At 73.0% G+C, this 24,541-nt stretch carries 23 protein-coding genes, 1 tRNA gene and 1 pseudogene; 21 read left to right on the top strand and 4 right to left on the bottom strand.

What is annotated here, in order from left to right:
- Positions 1–11 precede the first annotated feature (11 nt).
- Positions 12–1,577, bottom strand: coding sequence for a helicase HerA-like domain-containing protein (locus tag AB0C76_RS13370; RefSeq protein ID WP_359963964.1), 1,566 nt, complete (start codon positions 1,575–1,577; stop codon positions 12–14).
- Positions 1,578–1,765: 188 nt separating this feature from the next.
- Between AB0C76_RS13370 and AB0C76_RS13365 the strand changes: the two genes are divergently transcribed.
- Positions 1,766–2,062, top strand: coding sequence for a type II toxin-antitoxin system VapB family antitoxin (locus tag AB0C76_RS13365; RefSeq protein WP_329927244.1), 297 nt, complete (start codon positions 1,766–1,768; stop codon positions 2,060–2,062).
- A gap of 277 nt (positions 2,063–2,339) precedes the next feature.
- The gene (locus tag AB0C76_RS13360) at positions 2,340–3,023 is read left to right on the top strand and encodes a LytR C-terminal domain-containing protein (RefSeq protein WP_359964067.1); all 684 of its coding nucleotides are present in this window, start codon (positions 2,340–2,342) and stop codon (positions 3,021–3,023) included.
- Positions 3,024–3,108: 85 nt separating this feature from the next.
- On the opposite strand, the gene upp is transcribed toward AB0C76_RS13360, so the two are convergent.
- Complete coding sequence (gene upp, locus AB0C76_RS13355; RefSeq protein ID WP_329927243.1) at positions 3,109–3,744, bottom strand: uracil phosphoribosyltransferase; 636 nt, start codon at positions 3,742–3,744, stop codon at positions 3,109–3,111.
- A 162-nt stretch (positions 3,745–3,906) separates the two neighbouring features.
- On the opposite strand from upp, the gene AB0C76_RS13350 reads away from it, so the two are divergent.
- The 8 genes from AB0C76_RS13350 (at position 3,907) to AB0C76_RS13315 (ending at position 8,905) form a co-directional block, all read left to right on the top strand.
- Complete coding sequence (locus AB0C76_RS13350) at positions 3,907–4,143, top strand: hypothetical protein (RefSeq protein WP_359963962.1); 237 nt, start codon at positions 3,907–3,909, stop codon at positions 4,141–4,143.
- 236 nt (positions 4,144–4,379) lie between these two features.
- Positions 4,380–4,952, top strand: a complete 573-nt coding sequence (locus AB0C76_RS13345; protein ID WP_359963961.1) for a tRNA adenosine deaminase-associated protein — start codon at positions 4,380–4,382, stop codon at positions 4,950–4,952.
- 51 nt (positions 4,953–5,003) lie between these two features.
- Positions 5,004–5,537 (top strand): tRNA adenosine(34) deaminase TadA, encoded by a 534-nt coding sequence (gene tadA / locus AB0C76_RS13340; protein ID WP_359963959.1) that lies wholly within the window; start codon positions 5,004–5,006, stop codon positions 5,535–5,537.
- A 56-nt stretch (positions 5,538–5,593) separates the two neighbouring features.
- Positions 5,594–5,683: transfer RNA gene (locus AB0C76_RS13335), tRNA-Ser, on the top strand.
- Positions 5,684–6,137: 454 nt separating this feature from the next.
- Entirely contained in the window at positions 6,138–6,302 is a 165-nt protein-coding gene (locus tag AB0C76_RS13330; protein WP_359963957.1) for a hypothetical protein, read from the top strand.
- Between the two features lie 133 nt (positions 6,303–6,435).
- The gene (locus tag AB0C76_RS13325; RefSeq protein ID WP_359963955.1) at positions 6,436–6,729 is read left to right on the top strand and encodes a Dabb family protein; all 294 of its coding nucleotides are present in this window, start codon (positions 6,436–6,438) and stop codon (positions 6,727–6,729) included.
- Between the two features lie 286 nt (positions 6,730–7,015).
- A complete protein-coding gene (locus AB0C76_RS13320; RefSeq protein WP_359964066.1) occupies positions 7,016–7,855 on the top strand; it encodes an RNA polymerase sigma factor SigF in 840 nt (279 codons plus the stop codon).
- 144 nt (positions 7,856–7,999) lie between these two features.
- Positions 8,000–8,905, top strand: a complete 906-nt coding sequence (locus AB0C76_RS13315) for an RNA polymerase sigma factor SigF (RefSeq protein WP_359963953.1) — start codon at positions 8,000–8,002, stop codon at positions 8,903–8,905.
- Between the two features lie 15 nt (positions 8,906–8,920).
- Here the strand turns inward: AB0C76_RS13315 and AB0C76_RS13310 are convergent, their stop codons facing one another.
- Positions 8,921–9,880, bottom strand: a complete 960-nt coding sequence (locus AB0C76_RS13310; protein ID WP_359963951.1) for a tyrosine-protein phosphatase — start codon at positions 9,878–9,880, stop codon at positions 8,921–8,923.
- Positions 9,881–10,308: 428 nt separating this feature from the next.
- On the opposite strand from AB0C76_RS13310, the gene AB0C76_RS13305 reads away from it, so the two are divergent.
- The 8 genes and pseudogenes from AB0C76_RS13305 to AB0C76_RS13270 all read left to right on the top strand — a co-directional run bounded on the left by AB0C76_RS13305 (position 10,309) and on the right by AB0C76_RS13270 (position 20,468).
- Positions 10,309–12,657, top strand: coding sequence for a hypothetical protein (locus tag AB0C76_RS13305; protein ID WP_359963949.1), 2,349 nt, complete (start codon positions 10,309–10,311; stop codon positions 12,655–12,657).
- A 116-nt stretch (positions 12,658–12,773) separates the two neighbouring features.
- Positions 12,774–14,285, top strand: a complete 1,512-nt coding sequence (gene pelF / locus AB0C76_RS13300; RefSeq protein WP_359963947.1) for a GT4 family glycosyltransferase PelF — start codon at positions 12,774–12,776, stop codon at positions 14,283–14,285.
- Positions 14,282–15,805 carry a hypothetical protein gene (locus AB0C76_RS13295; RefSeq protein ID WP_359963945.1) on the top strand — a complete coding sequence of 508 codons (1,524 nt, stop codon included), beginning with the start codon at positions 14,282–14,284 and terminating at the stop codon, positions 15,803–15,805. The genes pelF and AB0C76_RS13295 overlap by 4 nt, the downstream gene beginning before the upstream one ends.
- Before the next feature lie 133 nt (positions 15,806–15,938).
- Positions 15,939–16,931: an SDR family NAD(P)-dependent oxidoreductase gene (locus tag AB0C76_RS13290; protein ID WP_359963943.1), complete on the top strand. Its 993-nt coding sequence runs from the start codon at positions 15,939–15,941 to the stop codon at positions 16,929–16,931.
- A 73-nt stretch (positions 16,932–17,004) separates the two neighbouring features.
- A pseudogene (locus AB0C76_RS13285) lies at positions 17,005–17,706 on the top strand (sugar phosphate nucleotidyltransferase); the annotation flags it as partial.
- A 122-nt stretch (positions 17,707–17,828) separates the two neighbouring features.
- Entirely contained in the window at positions 17,829–18,743 is a 915-nt protein-coding gene (locus AB0C76_RS13280) for an NAD-dependent epimerase/dehydratase family protein (RefSeq protein WP_359963941.1), read from the top strand.
- A complete protein-coding gene (locus AB0C76_RS13275) occupies positions 18,740–19,432 on the top strand; it encodes a spherulation-specific family 4 protein (protein WP_359963939.1) in 693 nt (230 codons plus the stop codon). The genes AB0C76_RS13280 and AB0C76_RS13275 overlap by 4 nt, the downstream gene beginning before the upstream one ends.
- A 22-nt stretch (positions 19,433–19,454) precedes the next feature.
- The gene (locus tag AB0C76_RS13270) at positions 19,455–20,468 is read left to right on the top strand and encodes an endo alpha-1,4 polygalactosaminidase (RefSeq protein WP_359963937.1); all 1,014 of its coding nucleotides are present in this window, start codon (positions 19,455–19,457) and stop codon (positions 20,466–20,468) included.
- Positions 20,469–20,528: 60 nt separating this feature from the next.
- Here the strand turns inward: AB0C76_RS13270 and AB0C76_RS13265 are convergent, their stop codons facing one another.
- On the bottom strand, positions 20,529–20,726 hold the full coding sequence (locus AB0C76_RS13265; protein ID WP_359963935.1) for a hypothetical protein: 198 nt from the start codon (positions 20,724–20,726) through the stop codon (positions 20,529–20,531).
- 152 nt (positions 20,727–20,878) lie between these two features.
- Here AB0C76_RS13265 and AB0C76_RS13260 point away from each other — a divergent pair, with 152 nt between their 5' ends.
- The 3 genes from AB0C76_RS13260 to AB0C76_RS13250 all read left to right on the top strand — a co-directional run bounded on the left by AB0C76_RS13260 (position 20,879) and on the right by AB0C76_RS13250 (position 24,528).
- Positions 20,879–21,844 carry an aldo/keto reductase gene (locus AB0C76_RS13260; protein ID WP_359963933.1) on the top strand — a complete coding sequence of 322 codons (966 nt, stop codon included), beginning with the start codon at positions 20,879–20,881 and terminating at the stop codon, positions 21,842–21,844.
- A 128-nt stretch (positions 21,845–21,972) separates the two neighbouring features.
- Positions 21,973–22,278 carry a hypothetical protein gene (locus tag AB0C76_RS13255; RefSeq protein WP_359963931.1) on the top strand — a complete coding sequence of 102 codons (306 nt, stop codon included), beginning with the start codon at positions 21,973–21,975 and terminating at the stop codon, positions 22,276–22,278.
- A 57-nt stretch (positions 22,279–22,335) separates the two neighbouring features.
- Complete coding sequence (locus AB0C76_RS13250) at positions 22,336–24,528, top strand: hypothetical protein (protein WP_359963929.1); 2,193 nt, start codon at positions 22,336–22,338, stop codon at positions 24,526–24,528.
- Positions 24,529–24,541: the final 13 nt, after the last annotated feature.

Genomic DNA, 24,541 nt, shown 5'->3' with positions numbered 1-24,541 from the left:
GGAAACCGGCCCTACCGCCGCCGCCTGGACGTCCCGAACAGGCTGCGCGAGATCTCCTGCCCGAGCTGCTTCCCGGCCGAGCGCGCGAGCGACTGCACCGTCGGGTTGTTCAGCAGTGAGCCGAGCAGACCGCCCGCCCCGGCCTGCGCACCGGCCCGCTCCGCCTCCCGCGCCGCGTCGCGCGACGGCTCGGGGACGGGCGCCGGCGCGGGCTCGGCGCGCGCCGCCCGGGCCGCGAGCTTCTCGTACGCCGACTCGCGGTCGATCGCGTCCCGGTAGCGCGCCGTCAGCGGCGAGGCGTCCACGAGCGCCCGGAGCGCGCCCTCGTCGACCGGCCCCATCAGCGACTGCGGCGCCCGCAGCCGGGTCGCGGCGACGGGCGTCGGCGCGCCCTTCTCCGAGAGGACGGTCACCACGGCCTCCCCGGTGCCGAGCGAGGTCAGCACCTCGCTCAGGTCGTACGACGACCGGGGGAAGGTGGAGACCGTCGCCTTGAGCGCCTTGGCGTCGTCCGGGGTGAACGCGCGCAGCGCGTGCTGCACCCGGTTGCCGAGCTGGGCGAGGACGTCGGCGGGCACGTCCTTCGGGGTCTGGGTGACGAAGAAGATCCCGACGCCCTTGGAACGGATCAGCCGCACGGTCTGGGTGATCGCCTCCAGGAAGGCCTTGGACGCTCCCTTGAACAGCAGGTGCGCCTCGTCGAAGAAGAACACCAGCTTGGGCTTGTCGAGGTCACCGACCTCGGGCAGCTCCTGGTAGAGGTCGGCGAGCAGCCACATGAGGAAGGTGGAGAACAGCCGCGGCCGGTCCTGCACCGCGGGCAGCTCCAGCACCGAGACGACGCCCCGGCCGTCCACTGCGGTGCGCAGCAGCTCGGCGGTGTCGAACTCGGGCTCGCCGAAGAACGCCCCGGCACCCTCGTTCTCCAGCACCGTCAGCGCGCGCAGGATCACCCCGGCGGTGGCCGACGAGAGCCCGCCGACGGTCCGCAGCTCCTCCTTGCCCTCGGGGGAGGTGAGGAAGCCGATGACGGCGGTGAGGTCCTTGAGGTCGTACAGCTCCAGACCGGCCCGGTCGGCGTAGTGGAACACCAGGCTGAGCGAGGACTCCTGGGTCTCGTTCAGGTCGAGCACCTTGGACAGCAGCAGCGGCCCGAAGCTGGTGACGGTGGCCCGGACCGGGATGCCGGTGCCCTCGCCGCCGAGCGAGAAGAACTCGGCCGGGCAGCCCGCGGCCGTCCACTCCTGGCCGACCTCGGCCGCCCGCGCGGCGGTGCGCTCGCTCGGCGCGCCGGGCGCGGACACGCCGGAGACGTCCCCCTTGACGTCGGCGAGGAACACCGGCACGCCCTGGGCCGAGAGCTGTTCGGCGATCAGCTGGAGGGTCTTGGTCTTGCCGGTGCCGGTCGCGCCCGCGACCAGCCCGTGGCGGTTGAGCACGGCGAGCGGGATGCGCACCTGGGCGTCGGGGTAGGCCGTGCCGTCCAGGAGCACCGCACCGAGGTCGAGGGCGGGCCCGGTGAAGGCGTACCCGTCGGCGATCTCCCGGACGGCCGGCGGGGTGAGGGCGGAGGACATCGGGGCACACTCCTGGGCAGAGCGGGACCGGGCCGCGCCAATGGGGCGGAACCCGGTCGGAAGCCGGGGGCGACGTTCGCGACATTTCGCATCGAACAGCCGCAAACGTCCACCCGCAGTTCACACCCGAGCGCGTGGCGGCGTCGCGGCTGCTGCGCCATCCGCCGTCCGAACGGTAGGCTTTCCGTGTGATCTTCAAGCGCATCGGCAATGGGCGGCCGTACCCGGATCACGGCCGGACCAGCACCCGCCAGTGGGCCGACGTCGCCCCGCGCCCGGTGCGACTCGACCAGTTGGTGACCACCAAGGGCCAGCTCGACCTCGAAACCCTGCTGGCCGAGGATTCGACCTTCTACGGGGACCTCTTCGCCCACGTGGTGAAGTGGCGTGGCGACCTCTACCTGGAGGACGGGCTGCACCGGGCCGTACGGGCCGCGCTGCAGCAGCGCCAGGTGCTGCACGCCCGTGTCCTCGACATGGAGTGACGGGCCCGCCCGCACGTTTCCGGACCGCCCCTCGCCTCCGAGGCGGAGGGCGGTCCCGTCGTACCCGGACGCCTCCGCGCGCCCCTCTCGTACCCCCTTTCGGGTAGCGGGGTACTCCAGATGATGATCGTTTAGTACCTTCGCAGGCATCGGGCACTAATCTGCTGATGACGGCCGCGACCTGGGGAACCGTCCCTGTCCGCCGACTCGTCGTCATCCCGAGATCCCGTGTCATCCCGACCCCGCCCCGGCACCGAGGGGGAGACAAACCGTGAGCATGTTGACTCCCCAAGGCCTCAAGGGGAAGCAGTACCGCGTCACCGGCAACGCCTATCCGCGTCTCGGCCGGCCGCCCAAGAAGAGCCGCAAGGTGATCGCCGGGCTCGCGGCGCTGCTCGCGCTGGCCCTCATCGGACTCGGCGGCGTGCAGCTCTACGACATCTTCACCGGCAAGAACAAGCACGCCAGCGCGCAGGCCTGCGCCACGCCCTCCGGCAAGGCGCTGGCCGCCCCCACGCCGGGGGCCACGCCGGGCGCTCCCGCCGCCTCCGGCGCCCCGGCCGCCGCGCAGGGCGACCCGCACGCGATCCCGCAGCCGGCCACGGTCACCGTGAACGTCTACAACGCGACCACGAAGGCCGGCCTCGCCGGGCGGACCGCCGACGAGCTGAAGAAACGCGGCTTCACCATCGGCAAGGTCGGCAACGCCCCGGCCGAGCTGGACAAGAAGGTGCCCGGCACCGCCCAGGTGATCGCCGGCCCGGCCGGCGCCGGCGCGTCCACCCTGCTCAGCTCGCAGATCGCGGGGGCCACCGCCACCGCCGACGCGCGGACCGACGCCAGCGTGGACTTCGTCATCGGCGACAGCTACAACGCCCTCCTGGACGAGACCCAGGCCGCCGCCGCGCTCGCCCTGGCCACCAAGCCCTCCCCCACCCCGACCACCACCGGCAGCTGCTGAGCGCGCGGCGCGCACGGCGCACTCGGACGCGGAGAGCCCCCCGGCAGTGCGCCGGGGGGCTCTCGGTCGTTCGGGGGAGCGTGCGTCAGCCGGCGGTGCCGTAGAGGCGGTCGCCCGCGTCGCCGAGGCCGGGGACGATGTAGCCGTTCTCGTTCAGGCGCTCGTCCAGGGCGGCGGTGACCACGGTGACCGGCAGGTCCGCCAGCTCCCGCTTCATCACCTCGACGCCCTCCGGCGCGGCCAGCAGGACCACGGCGGTGACGTCGGTGGCACCGCGCTCGATCAGCATCTTGATCGCCGCGACCAGGGTGCCGCCGGTGGCCAGCATCGGGTCGAGCACGTAGACCTGGCGGCCGGAGAGGTCGTCCGGCATCCGGGTGGCGTAGGTGGAGGCCTCCAGGGTCTCCTCGTTGCGGACCATGCCGAGGAAGCCGACCTCGGCGGTCGGCAGCAGGCGGGTCATCCCGTCCAGCATGCCGAGGCCGGCGCGCAGGATCGGGACCACCAGCGGACGGGGGTAGCTGAGACGGGTGCCGGTGGTGACCGCCACGGGCGTGGTGATCTCCACCTCGTCGGTGCGGACGTCCCGGGTGGCCTCGTACGCGAGGAGGGTCACCAGCTCGTCTGTCAGGCGACGGAAGGTCGGCGAGTCGGTGCGCTCGTCGCGCAGGGTGGAGAGCTTGTGGGCGACCAGGGGGTGGTCGACGACGTGGAGACGCATGTACCGAGGTTAGCCCGGCCCTGGACGCCTGTACGACACGCCGCGGGCCCGCGGCGCGCGGCGGGGCTCACTCTGCCGTGACACGCCGTGACGCACGGCGAATGTCCGGACGGAACCGGTCGCCGTGGTATCAACCGGGCCGTTCTGGGAATGTCACGTCTTATGACGAGCAACCCGAAGGCCGGGGACGGCTCGGCGGAGGAGCCCAGGGGCCCTTCGGGCGGCCGCGCGGGCCCGTCCGCGAGCCCCCAGGAGACCGAGGCGGAGCGCCGCAAGCGGCGGGCCGTCTTCCTCCGCGAGCTCACCGAGGCGCGCGAGCTGCGGGAGCGGGTCCAACCCAGGCGGACCAAGGAGCGCCGGATGCGCGAAGCGATGCGGATGCGAACCTTCCGCATCTGAGGCGGTTCCGGAGGAGCCGGGTCCGCCGTTCGGGCGTCCCCGGACGGCCGGGGCGGCGCGCGGCCGGCCGCCGACCGACGCTTCCGACACGACCTGCAAAGACGCGCTGCCGAACACCCCCCGCAAGGGCGGGCTTTCTGTCACGATTCCGATGGGACGGTCCGAACAGCGGACCGCCTCTGGCGCGGGGGCGGCCAGATGTTCGCGTCGCCCGTGCGCGCCGACAGCCGAGACCGATGATCTTGGGAGTGTCCCTGGTGGCGTATTTCGCTGCAGTGCTTGCTCGCTCCGAGGACGGGTGGGACGTGAGCGAGACGGAGCTCGACGACGTCGAAACCCTGGCCGATCTGGCCGACCTGGCCCGCGAAGCCGCGCAGGACGACGACAGCGTCCTGATCTTCATCGAACAGGAGGACGCCTGGTTCGCCATCGTCCGGGTGGACGGTGAGGAGGATCCGCGGATCTTCGTGTCGGACGGCGCCGCCGCCGCCCGCAGCTCGTACGGCTCGGTCCTCACCGACGAGCTGGTCGACCAGGCCGGCGAGAGCGAGTTCGGCGACCTCGACCACCTGGTCGTGGAGCTGGAGGACAGCGAGGAGGCGGAGGAGGCCGACGAGGCCGCCGACGACGCGGCCGCGCACGGCGGCGTCCCGGTCGGCCCGCTCGGCGACTCCCACCTGCTGACCGAGTTCGGCCTGCCCTCCGACGAGCTGCTCGCCCTCAGCGGCGAGGGCGCCGTGCCGGGCGACGCCCTGGAGGAGATCGCCGAGGCCCTCGGCTGCGGCGAGGTCCTGGAAGCGGTCCGGTAGCGGACAGCGGGCCGACCAGTGTCCGCCGCCGGATGCCCGACACTGGATGCCATGCAGTCCGCCACCCCCGCAGCCCTCCCGATCACCCCGCTGCCCGCCCCCGTCCGCCCCGACCCGGTCCGTGACCGCTGGGCGGCGCCGATGCGCCTCGCGATGGCCGAGGCCGCCCTGGCGCCGGCCACCGGCGACGTCCCGGTCGGGGCGCTCGTCCTGGGCCCGGACGGCGAGGTGATCGGGCGCGGCCACAACGAGCGCGAGGCGGTCGGCGACCCGACCGCGCACGCCGAGGTGGTCGCGATCCGCCAGGCGGCGGCCAGGGTCGGGGAGTGGCGGCTCGGCGGCTGCACGCTGGTCGTGACCCTGGAGCCCTGCACGATGTGCGCCGGCGCGATCGTGCTGTCCCGGATCGACCGGGTGGTCTACGGCGCCCTGGACGAGAAGGCCGGCGCGGCCGGCTCGCTCTTCGACGTGATGCGCGACCGGCGGCTCAACCACCGCCCCGAGGTGATCTGGGGCGTCCTCGCCGACGAGTGCGGCGAGCAGCTGCGCGCGTTCTTCGGCGGCCACCGCGAAACCCCCCGCTGAAGGTCCGCCGGATACGGATTTCGTGACCGCCGCACCCGTCCGGTAGAGTTCCTCTCGGTAGCGTGTCCGAGCGGCCAAAGGAGCACGCCTCGAAAGCGTGTGTGGGGGCAACTCCACCGTGGGTTCGAATCCCACCGCTACCGCCAGAAAGCCCGAGGGCCCGTCCGTTCCGGACGGGCCCTCGGCGTTTCCGCGCATCCTCATGACACGGAAAGGGCTCCGCACCCGGGGCCGCTGACCACCAACGCCCTTGTCGAGTACGGAGCCTGGAGGGGGGAGCGGTTCGGGGGGACTGACCGCTCCCCCGACGGAGTCCCACAACCGGTGCCGCGGTCGGGGGAGGAGCCGCGGTACCCGGTCCCACAGCGGGGAGCTCCGGATCCACGCACCGGGAATTCCTGCCAGACCCCCGGTACGCCGTCCATCCTGCCGCCCGGTCCGCGCGCGGGCACCCGGAGAAAGACCCCACTCGCGGGGACCTTCGTCCCGCCGGGCGAACGCGTCGCACACTTGATAGCCCGTCCGGTGGATAAGCTGCCCCTGCAGGGCCGCTCGGGGACCCGGATGACGGCGGCCCACGGTTGGGAGGAAGGTCACCCGATGGCGCAGGCGAAGAAGATCGGCATGGTCCTCCTGCTCGTCTTCGTCCTCTACTCGATCATCACCTCGCCGGCCCGCTCGGCCGAGCTCGTCCAGTCGGGCTTCGAGGGCATCTCCAACGCCGCCAAGGCCGTCGGCACCTTCATGACCGGACTGATCAAGTGACCGCCCCGGCCACGTGACGGGCCCGACCGGGCCCGACCGGGCCCGACCGGAGGCGGACGGCCGCGGAGCCGCCGCGACGCACCGGCTACGGTGGGCGGGACCCTCTGTACCCCCGTCCGCGAGGAGCGGCATCGTGATCCGGCACCTGGTCCTGTTCAAGCTCAACGAAGGCGTCAGCAAGGACGACGAGCGCGCGCTCGCGGGCGCCAAGGCGTTCGCCGAGCTCGGCTCGGTGATCCCCGAGCTGCGCGAGTGGGAGTGCGCCTGGAACACCACCGAGCGCGACATCGCGTACGACTATGCGATCAACAGCCTGGTCGAGGACCGCGACGCGCTCCAGGCCTACCTGACCCACCCGGCCCACCAGGCCGCGGCCGGACAGTGGCGCGAGTTCGCCACCTGGGTGATCGCGGACATCGAGGTCTGATACCGCCGTCCGCCGCGGGCGCTTCCCCCGGACGGATCGCGGCGCCCCGCCCGGGCCTCGGGCGGGGCGCCGCGGTCCGTCCGGGAACGATCCTTGCGGCGCCTCCCCGACCGGCCCTTCGAAGGCCCGGCACCGCATCAACACACCTCCATCGGGTGCTTGCCCGACCTGCGCCCGCCTTGTGATGCTATGACCGGTTTTGCCGGACATGGCGAGGTGAAGAACCAGCCACGACACCCGCTCCGCAGGGCCCGCCGTAGTCGACTTTGGGAGGGGTGACGTGTCCGTGGACGAGGCGCTCGCGGGGATCATCAGTCCGGCCGGCGAGCTCCGGCCGGACGGCCTGCGCGGCCCCGGCGGACGCCCGGTGGTCGACGTCCGGACGCTGACCCGGGTGCTGTTCGAACGCCTGGCCGAGCTCCCTCCCGACGCGCCCGAGCGCGAGCGGGTGCGCGCCGCGCTCATCGAGGTGAACATCCCGCTGGTGCGCTACGCGGCCACCCGCTTCCGCAGTCGCAGCGAGCCCATGGAGGACGTCGTCCAGGTCGGCACCATCGGCCTGATCAACGCGATCGACCGGTTCGACCCCAGCCGGGGCGTCCAGTTCCCCACCTACGCGCTGCCCACCATCCTCGGCGAGATCAAGCGCTACTTCCGGGACAACGTCCGCACCATGCACGTCCCGCGCCGGCTCCAGGAACTGTGGGTGCAGGTCAGCGGCGCCATGGAGGAGCTGACGGTGCTGCACGGACGGGCCCCCAAGGTGCCCGAGATCGCCGCGAGCCTGCGCATCCCCGAGGAGGACGTCCGGGCCTGCCTGGACGCCGGGCGGGCCTACAACGCGGCGTCCCTGGAGGCGGCCCAGGAGCACGAGGGCGGGCTCGCCCTGCTGGACCGCCTCGGCTACGAGGACTCCGCGCTCGCCGAGGTCGAGCACCGGGACATGGTCCGCCACCTGCTGGTCCAGCTGCCCGAGCGGGAGCGGCGGATCGTCATGCTGCGGTTCTTCGCCAACCTGACCCAGTCCCAGATCAGCACCGAGCTCGGGATGTCCCAGATGCACGTCTCCCGGCTGCTCTCGCGGATCCTGACGAGGCTTCGCACCGGCAACTCCTGGGAAGAGTGACATCGCTCCGCGTTACCGCCGCGTGACATCTTGCGACGATCGGGTTTGCCGGGGATCGTGTGCCGGTATGGAGGGGGAGGGCCTTCGGCGGGAACATCCGCGCGTCGGCGGCCGTTCAACCGTCAGTCACAAGGGGGTGGGCGCATGTCCGGAGAGCTGGGCACTGCGGAGATCCACGCTGGTCAGGCCAACGGCACCGTGGTCGCCGAGGACCGCATCCCGCTGCAGCGGGGGCCGTCCACCGCACCGCCCGTCCCCGACACGCCCGCCGAGGCGTCACCCGGCACCGGGCTGGACACCCGCACGCTCTCCCGCTCGCTCTTCCTGCGGCTGGCCGCCGTGGAGCCCGGCAGCGCGGAGCACGCCTACGTCCGCGACACCCTGATCGAGCTCAACCTGCCGCTGGTCCGCTACGCCTCGGCGCGCTTCCGCAGCCGCAACGAGCCGATGGAGGACATCGTCCAGGTCGGCACGATCGGGCTGATCAAGGCGATCGACCGGTTCGACCCGGAGCGCGGGGTGGAGTTCCCCACCTTCGCGATGCCGACGGTGGTCGGCGAGATCAAGCGCTTCTTCCGGGACACCAGCTGGTCCGTCCGGGTGCCGCGGCGGCTCCAGGAACTGCGGCTCGCCCTCACCAAGGCCGGCGACGAACTGGCCCAGCGCCTGGACCGCTCCCCCACCGTGCCCGAACTGGCCGTCTGCCTCGGCGTCAGCGAGGAGGACGTGGTCGAGGGCCTCGCGGTCGGCAACGCGTACACCGCGAGCTCGCTCGACTCCAGCCCGAGCGAGGAGGACGGCGACGGGCCGCTGGCCGAGCGGCTCGGCTACGAGGACCTCGCGCTGGAGGGCGTCGAGTACCGGGAGTCGCTCAAGCCGCTGCTGGCCAAGCTGCCGCCGCGCGAGCGCCGGATCATCATGCTGCGCTTCTTCGGGAACCTGACCCAGTCACAGATCGGCGAGGAGATCGGGATCTCCCAGATGCACGTCTCCCGGCTGCTCACCAAGACCCTCACCCAGCTCCGGGAGGGGCTCGTCAGCGAGGGCTGAGGGGCCCGGCGGGGCTCAGCCCGCCGCGCCGTCCAGCAGGTTGTCGCGGAGCCCGGCCAGGACGCCGTCGTCCAGGCCGAGGCCGTCGCGCCAGAACGCCCCGAAACCGGACCAGCCGGCCTCGATCTCCTCGAAGGCCGCCGCCAGGTAGGCGGCGTCGGCCCGGAACACCGGCAGCAGCAGCCGCGGCTCGTGCATCAGGCCCCGGGTGCCGAAGTCGTCCATCACCCGGGCGACGACCGGCGCCGCGCGCTCGTTGGTCAGCAGGTAGTCCGCGACGACGGCCTCGCGGTCGACGCCCAGGGCGGTCAGCAGCAGCGCCGAGACCCAGCCGGTGCGGTCCTTGCCTGCGGTGCAGTGGAACAGCAACGGCGGCCCGTCCGGGGCGGCCAGCAGGCGCAGCACGTCCGCGAACCGTTCGCGCGCGAACCCGTCGGTGACGAACCAGCGATAGAGCCCGGTCATCATCGCGGCGGCGCGGCCGTCGCCGAGCAGCGCGCGCTGCTTCTCCGGGCTGCGGTCGGCCAGGGCGTCGCGCAGCGTCACGTAGATGTCGAAGTCCGCTGCGAACACCGGGAGATGGTGCAGGGTCACGCCGCCCTCGGCGTCCGGCTCGACGGTCAGCGCGGTGCTCGCGGGGAGGTCGCGGGCGAGCTCCGGGACGGGGAGTCCGGGGACGCGGTCCGGGCCGGCCTCGCGGACCTCGTCGAGGCTGCGGAGGTCGACCACGCGGCGCAGCCCGAGGGCCCGGAGCGTGTTCAGGTCATCCCCGGTGACATGGTTCAGGCCATCGCTGCGCAGGACCGTCCCGGGGCGAAGGACCCTTCCGTCGGCCGTCCGGAAGCCCCCCAGATCGCGGGCGTTGACCGCGCCGCGCAGACCGAGACTGCGCCCGACCTGGGGCATTCCGTTCCGCTTGGACACCGCATTCCGGACGCCGCCGAATCCCCCGGCCTCGGTCTGACGATCAGCCATGCGGGCGCCTCCATTGCATATTCGGACTGTCACATGGCACAGCGGTGCCCGATATTGCATGAACCTGCCCAATGGGGCGGCGAGATGTGCGAGAGTGTCATGCGCAACGACCCCAGTGTAGGTGTCCGCCGGGTCCCCCCACGTCGCCCGGCCGGTAACAACGCTTGGTAACGACGCGTAGCACTCAGGTTCCGTTTTTTCATTTTCAATTCATCATTTGCATGGCCGATGCTGTTCCGGTCACAATCAGCGCCTTCATGGCTTCGCCATGAACGTTGGTAACAGGTTTGCTGCACTCTCGCCCAATTGGTCCCTCGCGGAGCCGACCCTCGACCAGGATGGGCGCCGGGCAGCCCTGCTGCCCGCGAACAGCTACAGGACAGGCGACCGCCGAGCAGCGATGCGCCTGCCCCAAGGGGAGGATCACCATGGGTCGAGCGACCCGAAGAGTTGCCGCCTGCGCGGCGGCAGTTCTGCTGGCCAGCGGCCTGCAGATCACCCTGGCCCACGGCGACACCACGACGCCGAGGATCGACCTCACCGTCCTCGTCATCGACGACGGCGGTCCCTCCGTCGCGGCCATCACGGCCGAACTGAAGAGCCAGGGCACCCCGTACAAGGTCGTCACCCTCAGCGACCCCAACCGCCCCGTCATCAACGCCGCTTTCCTGAGCGACACGATCAACGGGCTTCCGCGGGGCAAGTACCAGGGCATCGTGCTGCCCAACGAAAACCCCTTCGCCAACTCGCCGGCCGAGATGACGGCCATCGCGACGTACGAGGCGGCATTCAACGTCCGCCAGATCGACGCGTACACGTTCGCCAGCCCGGCGGTCGGCCTGAACTGGGCCCAAAATCCCGGTTACATTGGCACCTTGGACGGTTTCCAGGCCGCCACCACCACCGCCGGCACTTCGGGCCCGTTCGGCTACCTGAAGGGCGCCGTGCCCTTCGAGGACAACGACCCGAACGTCAGCGAGAGCTACGGGTACCTCGCCACCCCCCTGGCGGGGCTCCCGTCCGGCGCCTCGTTCACCCCGCTCGTCGACGCCCCGATCCCGGGCGGATCCTCGCGCGGCTCGCTGGTCGGTGAGTACACCCACGACGGCCGCAAGGAACTGGTCGTCACGTTCGTCTACAACCAGTACCAGCAGCAGTACCGCCTGCTGGCGCGCGGCATGGTCGACTGGATCACCCAGGGCGTCCACCTCGGCTACGACCGCAACTACTTCGCGGCCCACGTCGACGACGTCTTCCTGGCCGACGACCGCTGGTCCACCACCCTGAAGTGCACCCCCGGTGACGTGACCTGCCCGCCCGGCACCCCGGACACCGGCACCCCGATCCGGATGACCGCCGCGGACGCGCAGTACGCGAAGCAGTGGATGGCCGCGAACAACTTCACCCTGGACATGGTGTTCAACGGTGGCGGCAGCGAGGACTGGAAGGCCGACAACAACACGACGGTCGACCCCACGGCGAGCCAGATGATCGCCGACCAGAACAGCTACCGCTGGGTCAACCACACCTACACCCACCCGTACCTGGGCTGCGTCCAGGACGTCACCGTGGTGCCGTGGCGCTGCACCAAGGACGCCACCGGCAACACCGTCTGGGTCGACCAGAACACCATCCAGACCCAGATCAAGAACAACTTCGACTGGGCCACCAAGAACGGGCTCAAGGTCGACCCGCAGGTCCTCGTCACCGGCGAGCACTCCGGGCTGCTGACCGCCCCGCAGGAGACCAGCGACAACCCGTACCTGGCGCCGGCGCTGGCCGCCAACGGCATCAAGTTCACCGGCAGCGACGCCTCCCGCGAGCCCGCCCAGCGGGCCGTCGGCTCCTCCACGCTGACCGTGCCGCGCTACCCGATGAACGTCTTCTACAACGCCGGGAAGGCGTCGGAGGAGGCCGACGAGTACAACTGGATCTACACCAGCAAGGCCAACGGCGGCAGCGGGATCTGCGAGAACAACCCCAGCTCCACCTGCATGCCCAAGCCGCTGGACGTCAACACCGGCTTCCAGTCGTACATCGTGCCGCTCGAAGCGCGGATCGACCTCGGCCACGTCATGAACAACGACCCGCGGCCGCACTTCATCCACCAGTCGAACCTCTCCGAGGACCGGATCGTCTACCCGGTGCTGGAGAAGATCCTCGGCACCTACCGCTCGCTCTACGCCGACAACGCCCCCGTCGTGAACCTCGGCGAGCGCGAGATCGGCCAGGAGTTCCAGAAGCGTGGAGCCTGGAACGCGGCCGTCGCCGCCGGTCAGGTGACCGCCTACAAGATCGGCAACAACGTCACGGTCTCCGCGCCGGCCGGCGTTCAGATCCAGGCCACCATGCCGACGGGTACTTCTCAGAAGCTGGCCATCGGTTCGACCGCCTTCGGTTCCGCCTACGCCGGTACGCTTTCCGGCTGGGTGGCGCCGGGCGCGCTGCAGAGCTCCGTCACGCTGCAGCTGTCCTCGGGTGCCACTCCGGCGGCCCCGGCGGCCGTCGCGCCGAGCGTCGCGGCCAAGTCCGTCCCGGCCCCGGCCCCGGCGGACAAGAAGGTGGTTCCCCAGGGCGTCGCCACCCCGGTCCCCGCCGGTCCCGGCGACACCACCCGCACCAAGGCTCCGGTCCTGGTCCCGGGCAGCGGAACCCCGGTGCCCGGCAAGGGCGTCCAGCTGAACGGCGGCGCAGCCGGTGCCGCGAAGAGCTCCGTGGCCTCCGGGGGGACGGCCGGACTCAACAAGAAGCAGGCCGGTAAGCCCGGCGCCCGGTAACACGCAAGACCCGATGGTGGGGCCGGCGCCGGCGAACCCGGCCCGGCCCTGCCACGGCTCACGTTCCGGCCACCCAGGCCGGACACCCGACGCAAGAACAGGAGGGGGGACAGGAGATGCGCGTCACCCTGCTCACCGAGGGGACGTATCCGCACCAGCACGGCGGCGTGAGCGTCTGGTGCGACCAGCTCGTTCAGGGCATGCCCGACGTGGACTTCGACATCATCGCCGTCACCGGAACCGGTCACGAGCCGCTCGCCTGGGAGCTGCCCGCCAACGTCCGGTCCGTCACCACCGCACCGCTGTGGGGCCCGGCCGCCGAGGCCAGGGCGCCGCGCGGCAGCGAGATGCGGCGCTTCCTCAACGCGTACGAGCGCTTCCTGCACTCCATCCTCGACCCGGTCTACACCACCCACTTCGGCACCGAGCTGTACGGCTTCGCCGACCTCGCCCGACGCGGACTGCTCAGCCCCGCGCTGCGCAGCGAGCGGGCCCTGCGCACCCTCCAGCACGTCTGGACCCGCGACTACCTCCCCACCGCCGTCTCCCGGCCCACCCTCCACGACGCCCTGAACGCCACCGACCTCCTGGAGCACGCGCTGCGCCCGCTGTCGGTCGAGCCGCCGACGGACGGCGTCGCCCACGCGGCCAGCGGCGGCCTGGCCACCCTCCCGGGGCTGATCGCCGCCCAGCAGTACGGCGTACCGTTCCTGCTCACCGAGCACGGCATCTACCTGCGCGAGCGCTACCTCGGCTACCGCACCGGCCCGTACCGCTGGCCGGTCAAGGCGCTGCTGCTCGGCTTCTACCGGATGCTCGCCGAGGAGAGCTACCGGCAGGCCGCCCTCGTCACCCCCGGCAACCGGTACAACCGGCGCTGGGAGGAGCGCGGCGGCACCCCGTCGGAGAACATCCGGACCGTCTACAACGGCGTGGACCCGACGGCCTTCCCGCCGGCCGGCCCCGAGCCGCAGACCCCGACCCTCAGCTGGGCCGGCCGGGTCGACCCGATCAAGGACCTGGAGACGCTGATCCGCGCCTTCGCCATCGTCCAGCGGGAGATCCCCGAGGCGCGACTGCGGCTCTTCGGCGGCACCCCCAAGGGCGGCGAGGCGTACCGGGACGGCTGCATAGCCCTGGCCGCCGAGCTCGGCATCGCCGACTCGGTGGCCTTCGAGGGCCGCGTCGCCGACATCACCGACGCGTACGCGGCGGGCAACGTGGTCATGCTCTCCAGCATCAGCGAGGGCTTCCCGTTCACCCTCATCGAGGCGATGTCCTGCGGCCGCGCGACCGTCTCGACCGACGTCGGCGGCGTGCGCGAGGCCGTCGGCGACACCGGCCTGGTCGTCCCGCCGCGCGAGCCCGAGCCGATGGCCGCCGCCGCGATCGAGCTGCTGCGCGACGCCGAGCGGCGCGGACGGCTCGGCGAACAGGCCCGACTGCGGGTCATCGAGCAGTTCACGCTGCGCCAGAACATCGACGGCTTCCGGGGCATCTACACCGAGCTCCTCGGCACGGCCCGCTGGATGCCCGAGGGCGTGGTGGCCGTCGGCGCCGACGTCCCGACCGACTGGGACCAGCAGCTCGCCGTCGCCCAGCCCCAGCCGAGCGAGGTGGGGGCGTGAGCGGTCCCATTCGCCTGGTGCCCGACGAGGCCGGCGCCGACCGGACGATGCAGCTGCGCACGCTGCCGCGGGGGCGCCGCCGCCCGGTCCTGCCGGCCCAGCCGGCGCCCGAGGAGGAGCTCGGCCTCTCCGCGGACCCGCTGGACGAACTCGCCGAGCGGCTGCGCGACGTCTGCGCCGACGCCGTCCACCCCTTCGAGATCGCGGCCTTCCTGGAGTCCGACGGGCTCTCCGACGAGCAGGCCGCCCTCCTGTACGGCCGCCCCGACGCGTTCACCGTCGCCGAGGAGCTGTTCGAGAAGGTCGAGCGCCGCTACCCCGGCCCGAGCTCCGAGTTCGCCAACCCCTGGCGGGCCGACCCCTGGCGCTGCGTCGTGCGCGGCCTGGTGTTCGCCCTGCCCGGGCTCGGCTACCTGCTCGGCGCCAACCTGTTCGCGGCCACCCGGATGCGCTTCGGCCTGCCCTCGGGCATGCTCGCGCTGACCGTCGCCACCGTCGCCAGCTGGGCCTTCAACCAGGCGCTCGCGCACCGCGCGTACCGCTGGCTCAGCCGGCTGCGGCGCCGGGACTCCGCGATCTGCCTGAGCATCGGCGCACCGATCGGCGCACTGATCGCCTCGGCCGCGGCGTACGTCGTCGGCGGGCCGCTCGCCTCCCTGCTGTTCGCGGCCGGGCAGTCCGCCTACCTGGGCGCGGCGACCGTGCTGCTGGTGCTCGGGCGGGAGAAGTTCCTGCTGCTGGCGCTGGCACCGGCCTCGATCGGCGCGGGCGTGGTGCTCGCGGTGGACGTCCCGCAGGTCGTCCGGACGGTGGTCCTGCTGACCTCACTGGTGCTGGCCGTCGGCCTGGCGGCCCGCGAACTCGTCAACTGCATCCGCGGTGACAAGGAGGCCAAGGACGCCGCCGCGGTCAGGCTGCAGCTCCGTCAGGAGATCCCGCACCTGCTGTTCGGCCTGGCCTGCGGCACCCTCACGCTGATCGCCGGCCTCGGCGTGACCATCCACGAGGCGGTCGAGACCGGCGCCGCGCGGGGCGCCCACACCGCCCCCACCGGCCCGGCCATGATCGCCCTGACGCTCAGCCTCGGCCTCGCCGAGTGGCTGCTCTTCCGCTACCGGGCGATGGCCGTCGCCGCGCTGCGGGTCAGCCACACCTCCGGCGAGTTCGTCCGCCGCACCGGCGGAGTGCTGCTCGGCTGCCTCTTCATCTACCTCACCACCGTGGCCGCGCTGGACGCCGCCGCGACCGTGCTGTGGCCCGGCGCTCCCGCGCTCGGCGTCCCGCAGCTCAGCGCGCTGCTGCTCCTCGGCGGCTCGCTCTGGCTGGCGCTGCTGCTGAACGCCTTCGGGCTCAGCTGGAGCACCGCCCTCATCTGTCTGGCCGCCGCGGGTGCCGAGAGCGCCGGGCTGCTGACCGGTGCGGATCCGACCCTCCTGCAGCTGATCGGCTGCGGGGCGGCCGCCTTCGTCCTCACCGCCATCGCCGGGCCCGTGCTCGGCCGCACCACCCAGCACCGCTGAACACCACCGAAGAACACGCACGACCGAACCACGTGCACGGCCGGACGCACACCGCGGCACCGGCCGACATCACCACCGGCCGGGCCGCGACAGGGCCCGGCCGATCCCCCGAGAAGCAGAAAGCGAATCACGCATGAGCAGCGTCGCCGTCACCGGAGCCGAGGGTTTCATCGGCTCCCACCTCGTCGAGACCCTGGTCGCCGACGGGCACCAGGTCCGCGCGATGGTCCAGTACAACTCCTTCTCCTCGTTCGGCTGGCTGGAGACCCTGCCGAAGGACGTGCTGGACTCGGTCGAGATCATCCTCGGCGACGTCCGGGACCCGGGCTCGGTCATCGACCTGGTCAAGAACACCGAGACCGTCTACCACCTGGCCGCCCTGATCGCGATCCCGTACTCCTACCGGGCCCCGCACTCGTACGTCGACACCAACGTCACCGGCACCCTGAACGTGCTGGAGGCGGTGCGCCACCTGGGCATCCAGCGCATGGTGCACACCTCGACCAGCGAGACCTACGGCACCGCGCAGACCGTGCCGATCACCGAGGAGCACCCGATCAACACCCAGTCCCCGTACGCCGCCTCCAAGGCGGGCGGGGACCGGCTGGCCGACAGCTACTACGCCAGCTTCGAGACCCCGGTCGTCACCCTGCGCCCGTTCAACACCTTCGGCCCGCGCCAGTCGATGCGCGCCGTCATCCCGACCGTGATCGCCCAGGTCGCCGCCGGCCAGACCGAGATCACCCTCGGCGACCTGCGCCCGACCCGCGACTTCATGTTCGTCAAGGACACCGCGAACGCCTTCCGCACCGTGGGCACCGCGCCCGCCGAGGCCGTGGTCGGCCGGACCTTCAACGCCGGCACCGGCGGCGAGATCTCGGTGGGCGACCTGGTCACCCTGGTCGGCAAGCTGATGGGCGTCGACCTCGTGGTCAAGGAGGACGAGCAGCGCATCCGTCCGACCAACTCCGAGGTCATGCGCCTGGTCGCGGACGCCACCAAGCTGCGCGAGGCGACCGGCTGGGCACCCGGCTTCAGCCTGGAGCAGGGCCTGGAGCAGACCATCGAGTTCTTCCGGGACCCGGCCAACCTGGCCCGCTACAAGACCGACATCTACAACGTCTGACCGCCGCACCGATCCAGTCAGTCCTGGTTCTCAAGGCTCGTGTCCTGCACATACCTTCCGTGGGGGAAACACCATGCATGCAGTGATCCTTGCCGGCGGTAAGGGCGTCCGTCTCCGCCCGTACACCACCGCGCTCCCCAAGCCGCTCGTCCCGATCGGCGACCAGCACGCGATCCTGGAGATCGTGATGCGCCAGCTCGCCGCCGCGGGCTTCAAGACCGTCACCCTGGCCATCGGCCACCTCGGCCACATCATCCGCGCGTACGTCGGCAACGGCTCCCAGTGGGGCCTGCGCGTCGGCTACGCCGTCGAGGACAGCCCGCTCGGCACCATGGGCCCGTTGCTCACCATGCAGGACCGCCTGCCCGAGCACTTCCTGGTGATGAACGGCGACATCCTCACCGACCTGGACTTCGCCGGGGTGCTCAAGCACCACGAGGCGTCCGGCGCTCCGCTGACCATCGCCACCTACGCCCGCCAGGTGAAGATCGACTTCGGTGTCCTGACCACCGAGTCCGGCAGCATCACCGGCTTCCAGGAGAAGCCGAGCATCGACTACCGCGTTTCGATGGGCGTGTACGGCGTGTCCCGCTCCGCACTCGCCAAGTACACCCCCGGCCTGCCGCTCGGCTTCGACGAGCTGGTGCTCGACCTGCTGGCCGCCCAGACCCCGCCGTCCTCCTACGACTTCGGCGGCTACTGGCTCGACATCGGCCGCCCGGACGACTACGACCGCGCGAACGCCGAGTTCGCCAGCATCCGCCCGGTGCTGATGCCCTTCGAGGCGGGCGCCGTCGCGCCGTCGGTCACGGAGCTGCCGGTCCCCGCCGCCCGCGCTGCGGAGGACGCCGACCAGACGCCCGCCACCGTGGGCGCCGAGAGCGACGGACGGGCCGCGTGAGGATCCTGCTTCTCGGCGGGGACGGCTTCCTCGGCCGCCACGCCACCGCCGTCCTGCGGTCGCTGCCCGGTGCCACCGTGCTGACCGCGGGCCGGCGGCCCGCCCACGACCTGCGGCTGGACCTGGCCACCGCCCAGCCCGGCCCGCTCGGCGAGGAACTCGCCGAGCTGGCACCCGACGTGGTGGTCAACTTCGCCGGCGCGGTGGCCGGCAGCGCGGTCAAGCTGGCCGAGGTGAACGCCCGCGGTCCGGCGGTGCTCTGCGAGGCGCTGCAGCTCGGCGCCCCGAAGGCCCGGCTGGTGCACATCGGTTCGGCCGGCGAGTACGGCGTCTGCGAGACGGGCAGCTCGCTGTCCGAGGAGGCGGACGCCCGTCCCGTCGGCGTGTACGGCGCGACCAAGCTGGCCGGCTCCCTCGCGGTGGCCGGCTCGCCGCTGGACGCGGTGGTGCTGCGGGTGTTCAACCCGGTCGGCCCGGGGGCACCGGCGGGCTCGCTGCCCGGCCGGCTCGCCGCCGAGCTGCGCCGGGTGGCGCCCGAGGGCACCGACGGCGTCGTGCGGGTCGGGGACCTCTCCGCCCACCGCGACTTCGTCGATGCCCGCGACATCGCGCGCGCGGTCGGCCTGGCCGCCACCGCGGACCGTCCGCTCCCCCGGGTGCTCAACCTCGCCTCCGGGCGGGCCAGGCCGGTCCGGGCGATCGCCGACGGCCTGGTCGCGGCGGCCGGCTTCACCGGCCGGATCGACGAGAGCGGGGCGGGCTCCGAGCGCTCGGCCGCGGTCTCCTGGCAGCAGGCCGACGTGTCGGCCGCCGCCCGGGAGCTCGGCTGGCACCCGGAGACCGACCTCGCCGACACCCTGCGCGACCTGTGGCTCAGCACCGGGCCCGGCCCGACCCCGGTCGTCGGATGACCGGGACCACCCCCGACGGCCGCCTGCTGGTGCCGCTGTACGTCCACCCCGCGGTGGACCCGGCGGCCTGGCGGGCGGTCGCCGCCGCCGACCCCGCCAAGATCGCCGCCATCGTGCTCAACCTGGCCGACGGACCCGGCGAGGTCCCGGACAACGTCTTCGCCGAGGCCGCCGAGGAACTGCGGGCCGCCGGCCTGCCGCTGCTCGGCTACGCCGACACGGACTACGGCCGACGCTCCCACGCGGCCGTGGTGGCCGACATCCTGACGTACCGCCAGCGCCACGGCATCACCGGCGTCTACCTCGACCAGGTCGCCTGCCACCCGGGCGCGTTGGCGCACTACCGGCGGCTCGCCACGGCGGCCCGCGCGGCCGGCTGCGGCACCGTCGTGTTCGGCCACGGCGAGCACCCGGACCCCGGCTACGCCGAGGTCGGCCTCGCCGACCTGCTGGTCACCTTCGAGGGCACCTGGGACGCCTACCGGGAGATGACCCTGCCCCTGTGGACCGGCCGCCACGCGGCCTCCCGCTTCTGCCACCTGGTGTACGACGTCCCCGCCGACCAGGCCGGGGACGTCAACGCGCTGATCGCCGCCCGACGGGCAGGCGTCAGCGCCGTCGTTCCGGGCTCCGGGGACAACCCCTGGTGCACCCTCCCCCACGGTCTGACCGCCGCTGAACTGACCTGACCAGATCCGGAGTTCGACAACCGTGAACCGCCGCACCCGGCCCTTGCCGGCCGCCATCGCCCTCGCCGTCGCCCTGCTGGCCACCGCGTGCAGCAGCTCCGGCGACGACCACGGCCCGTCGGCCGGGGACTCCCCGAGCCAGCCGCCCGCGACGGCCGCTCCGGGCACTCCCGGCACCCCGAGCGACACCGCGACCCCCAGCGCCCCGGACACGCCCAGCGCTCCCGCCACACCCACGCCCACGCCGACCGGCACGCCCGGAACCCCGTCGGCGTCCGGCAGGCCGTCCGCCCCCGGCACCCCGGGCGGCGGCACCACCGCCCCGCCGCCGTCCGGCGCCCGCTGGCAGCCCACCCCGGGCCTCGCCTGGCAGTGGCAGCTCGGCGGCGGCGTGGACCAGTCGGTGGACGTGCCGGTCTACGACATCGACGGCTTCGAGAACGACGCCTCGGTGGTCGCCTCGCTGCACGCCAAGGGCCGCAAGGTGATCTGCTACATCAACGCGGGTTCCTGGGAGAGCTTCCGCCCGGACGCGGCCGCCTTCGCCAAGGCCCTGGAGGGCTCGGACACCGGCTGGAAGGGCGAGAAGTGGTTCGACATCCGGCAGGTCGACCAGCTCAGGCCGCTGATGGCCGCCCGCTTCGACATGTGCAGGAGCAAGGGCTTCGACGCCATCGAGCCGGACACCATCGAGGCCTACAACCAGAGCAGCGGCTTCCCGCTCACCGGTGACGACCAGATCCGGTACAACCGCATGCTGGCCCAGCTCGCGCACGAGCGCGGCCTGGCGATCGGCCTGAAGAACGACCTGGACCAGATCCCGGCGCTGTTGAACGACTTCGACTTCGCGGTCAACGAGGAGTGCTCGCAGTACGACGAGTGCGACCGGGTCGAACCGTTCGTCAAGCAGGGCAAGGCGGTCTTCCACGTCGAGTACAAGGTCGGCACGGACCAGTTCTGCACCAAGGCCAAGGCGCTCGGCTTCAGCTCGATGCAGAAGAAGCTCGACCTGGACGCCTGGCGCAAGCCCTGCTGAGCCGCGCCCGACGGCCTCCCGTCGCGCGGGTGACCCGGACGGGGGTCACCCGCGCGAAGGTCACTTGACCGCGAGCCAGACGACTCCGCCCAGCACGACCAGGCCGATGACGGCGATCAGCGCGATCAAGCCGGTGCGGTTGCCGCTGCTGCGGCCGTAAGTGGAGACGGAGCCGGGGCTCTGCGGCGCGGGGGTCTCGTCGACGAACGCCCGGAACATCTGGGTGCTGCCGGCGGGGTCGTAGTCGTTGTCAGCCATGGCACGGACTCTAACGAATCCGGCGCCCGGCCCGACACCCCGGACCCTCCGTCCGGCCCGGACCACCCGCACGTGCAACGGCGGTGCGACAACCACGTGAAGACCGCCCGAAGCCCGGAATGCCGTACGGCGTGATCCTGTTGACTGCGTCCATGACCGGAAACCACAGTGGTGCCGCACGCCGGATCCGGCTCGGCGGCTCCGACCTCAGCGTCCACCCGCTCTCCCTGGGCGGCAACGTCTTCGGCTGGACGGCCGACGAGGAGCAGTCCTTCGCCGTCCTGGACGCCTACGCGGCGGCCGGCGGCAACTTCGTCGACACCGCCGACCTCTACTCCGCCTGGGCCCCGGGCAACACCGGCGGCGAGTCGGAGACGATCATCGGCAACTGGGTGCGCAGCCGCGGCAACCGCGACGACGTCGTGATCGCCACCAAGGTCGGCATGCACCCCGAGGCCGGCGGCCTGGGCGCGGCCAACATCAAGGCCTCGGCGGAGGGTTCGCTGCGGCGCCTGGGCGTCGAGCGGATCGACCTCTACTACACCCACCGGGACGACGACACCCCGGTCGAGGAGTTCGTCACCGCGCTGGACGAGCTGGTCCGCGAGGGCAAGGTCCGCGCGGTCGCCGCCTCCAACATCGGCGCCGAGCGGCTCGCCGAGGCGCTGGCCTTCGCCGAGCGCGAGGGCCTGGCCAAGTACGTGGCCGTCCAGCCGCACTACAACCTGGTCTCGCGCGGCACCTTCGAGGGCCCGCTGGCCGACGTGGTCGCCGACCACGGCCTGGCCACCGTGCCGTACTACGCCCTGGCCTCCGGCTTCCTCACCGGCAAGTACCGCCCGGGCGGTCCCGGCGTGGCCAGCGCCCGGTCCGAGGGCGCCGCGCGCTACCTGGACGACCCGCGCGGCCCCAGGGTCCTGAAGGCGCTGGACGTGGTCGCCGCCGAGCACGGCGCCGAGCTCGGCACGGTCGCCCTCGCCTGGCTCGCCGGCCGCCCGACGGTCGCCGCCCCGATCGCCAGCGCCCGCACGGTCGAGCAGCTCCCGCCGCTGCTGGCCGCCGCCGCGCTGGAGCTCACCCCCGAACAGACGGCGCTGCTCGACGAGGCGTCCGCCTGACGGCACCACCGCGCGCCCCCGCGGGCCGCCTGCGCGCCGCCCGTCCGGGTGGTGGCACGCGGCCCGCGGCCTTTTCCGGGCCACCATGGTTCGAGCCCGACCGACCCACCGCAGCCCGGGGGCCCGATGTGCCCGACCAACCCGCCCGGAACGGCTTCGCCGTCTCCCCGTCCGACCTGTCCGCCCACGCCGGGACGGTCGACGAACTCCACGCCGGCCTCACCGCCGCCGACGACCCCGCCCGGGACCGCACCGCCGGTGCCCACGTCGCCCTGGCCGGCTGGCTCACCGGCGCCGAGCTCCGCGCCCGCGCCGACCGCTGGGACGACCAGGTGGCCGCCTTCGGCGGCATCCTCCGCGACCTCGCCCACCGCCTGCGCACCACCGGCGCCGCGTACGCCGCCACCGACCGCGGCCCGGACACCGAGGAGTAGCGCGGTGCCACGCCGCCCACGCCGGGCTTCGGCCCCCCGCCCGGCGAGGAGCGGCCGGTGCTGAGCTACGAGACCGTCCGCTCCACCCGCCTCGACGCCCTGACCAGCGCCGCCGAGGAGTGGACCGCCCTGTGCGGCCGCTACCTCGGCCTGCGCGACCGGCTCGACGGCGAGCTCGCCGGCCCACTGGCCGAGGGCTGGGACGGCGAGGCGGCCACCGCCGCCCGCGCGCTGATCGCCGAGGTGGCGGGCCAGTTCACCGCCGCGAGCCAGGAGTCCGCCGACCTCGGCACCCTGCTGGCCGAGGCCGCCGGCCAGTTCACCGATGCCCAGCGGCAGCTCGTCCGCCTGGCGGACGAGGACGCCCCCGCCGCCCACCTCCGGGTCTCCCCGACCGGCGCCGTGACGGACGTCCACCCGCTGCACGATGACGAGTCGGCCCGCCACCAGCCCGAGTACCGGTCGGTCTTCCTCCCCGAACGCCGCCGCGTCATCGCCGAGTTGACCGGCCGCATCGAGTCCGCCCGGCGCGCCGCCACCGAGGCCGACGAGGCCGCCGCCTGGGCCCTGCGCTCGGCACCGCCCGTCCCGGGGGACCGCCCGTTCGGCCCGGACGGCTGCCACTCCCTCGCCCAGGCCCGGCAGGCCCGCACGGACCTCGGCGCCGCCCTCACCCTGGCGGCGAAACGCGCCGCGCTCACCCCCGACGAACTGAGCCACCTCGACTCCCTGCTCGCCGCCCACGCCGACGACCCCGCCTTCGCCGCCGGGTTCGCCACCACGCTCGGCCCGCGCCCCACCCTCGAACTCTGGCGCGACCTCAACGACCCCGCGCTGTCAGCCGCTTCGACCGGTGGACGGGCAGCAGCCCTGCGCCGCCTCCAGTCCTCCCTCGGCACCGTCCTCGGCACCGCCACCCACAGCACCGACGCGGCCATGCGCACCTGGGAACAGGAGATCCTGCGTCTCGGCCCGAAGCAGCTGACCCGCCCCGGCGGCGGCCCGATGCCGACGGGCTACCACCTGATGAGCGCCCTGCTGCGCTCCGGCCGGTACGCCCCCGGCTTCCTCGGCGCCTACGGCGAAGGCCTGCTGGCCACCGAGCGCGCCGCCGGGGTGCCCCCGCAGCTCCTGTGGTGCCCCGACGGCACCGAGCCCGTCTGGGACCACCTCGGCGGGGGCCGCGGCGGCGACCCGGTGACCGGTTTCCTGGCCGCCCTCGCCCACCACCCGGCCGCCGCCACCACGTTCCTGGACCCGGGCGACCCGCGGCGCGGCGACCACCTCGCCTACCTCCTGCGCGAGCGCCGCTGGCCCGAGGAGCTGGTGGCCGGCGCCCACGTCCGGGGCCACCACGCGCTCGGCCTCGCCGTCCAGGCCGCCGCGACCGGCGGCCCCCCGGACGGGTTCCACGCCCACAGCGCCGCCCAGGCCCGGGTGATGCGGGACACCGTGACCCTGCTCGACACCGGCATCGGCCGCGAACACCTCCCGCCCGGCCTGCACGCACCCGTCGCCGCGGCCCTCGCCGACTACGCCGCCGACACCCACGCAGTCCTCTCCGGCACCAGCCGCTCCGCCAAGGACCACGCGACCGCCGCGGCCTCCGGCGTATGGACCGACGAGCGCACCGGCGAGGTCCGGATGGCCGTCGAGAAGGGCCCGCTGATCCGCGTCCTGCGCGGCCTCGCCGACCTCCCGGAGGCCCACCACCTCGTCCAGCAGGCCGAGTTGACGCACATCGCGGAACGGATCGGCGGTCTTCCGGCCAGCGCCCGCGAGCCGGAGTGGAAGGGGCTGCTCGCCAACTCGGCCGTCGCCCTCGGCGTGCTCGACGCCGTCCAGGCCGACGCGGTGCTCGACCAGCGCGACGACGCCGCCAAGGTCGCCGCCTGGAAGGCCAAGGGCCTGTACACCGGCCTCGACGCCCCGCTGAAGCTCGTCCCCGGCCCCGGGCTCGGCGAACTGACCCGGCGGGTCCTCGCGGCCGGCATCGCCGACTGGCAGAGCGGCGCCCTCGACGCCATCGACGCCGCGGCGGCCGGCCGGATCGAGCGCAACACCCTCACCGGCCCGGACGGCCGCACCGGCCACGAGGGCGTGACCGCGATGGTCGAGCAGTGGCGGCGCGAACACGGCCACCCGGACCCGGACGGCCTCGCCGCCGACTGGGACAAGCAGCAGCTGCGCACCGTCTACGGCACCGGCCGCACCGACGCCGCCGCGGCCCTCGGCCGCACCGGCGGCTGACCTCACCGGAAAC

It is taken from the genome of Kitasatospora sp. NPDC048722, assembly GCF_040650235.1.
GTDB lineage: Bacteria > Actinomycetota > Actinomycetes > Streptomycetales > Streptomycetaceae > Kitasatospora.
The sequence above is the reverse complement of the archived record's forward strand: the minus strand, read 5'-3'. Positions and strand labels throughout refer to the sequence as shown.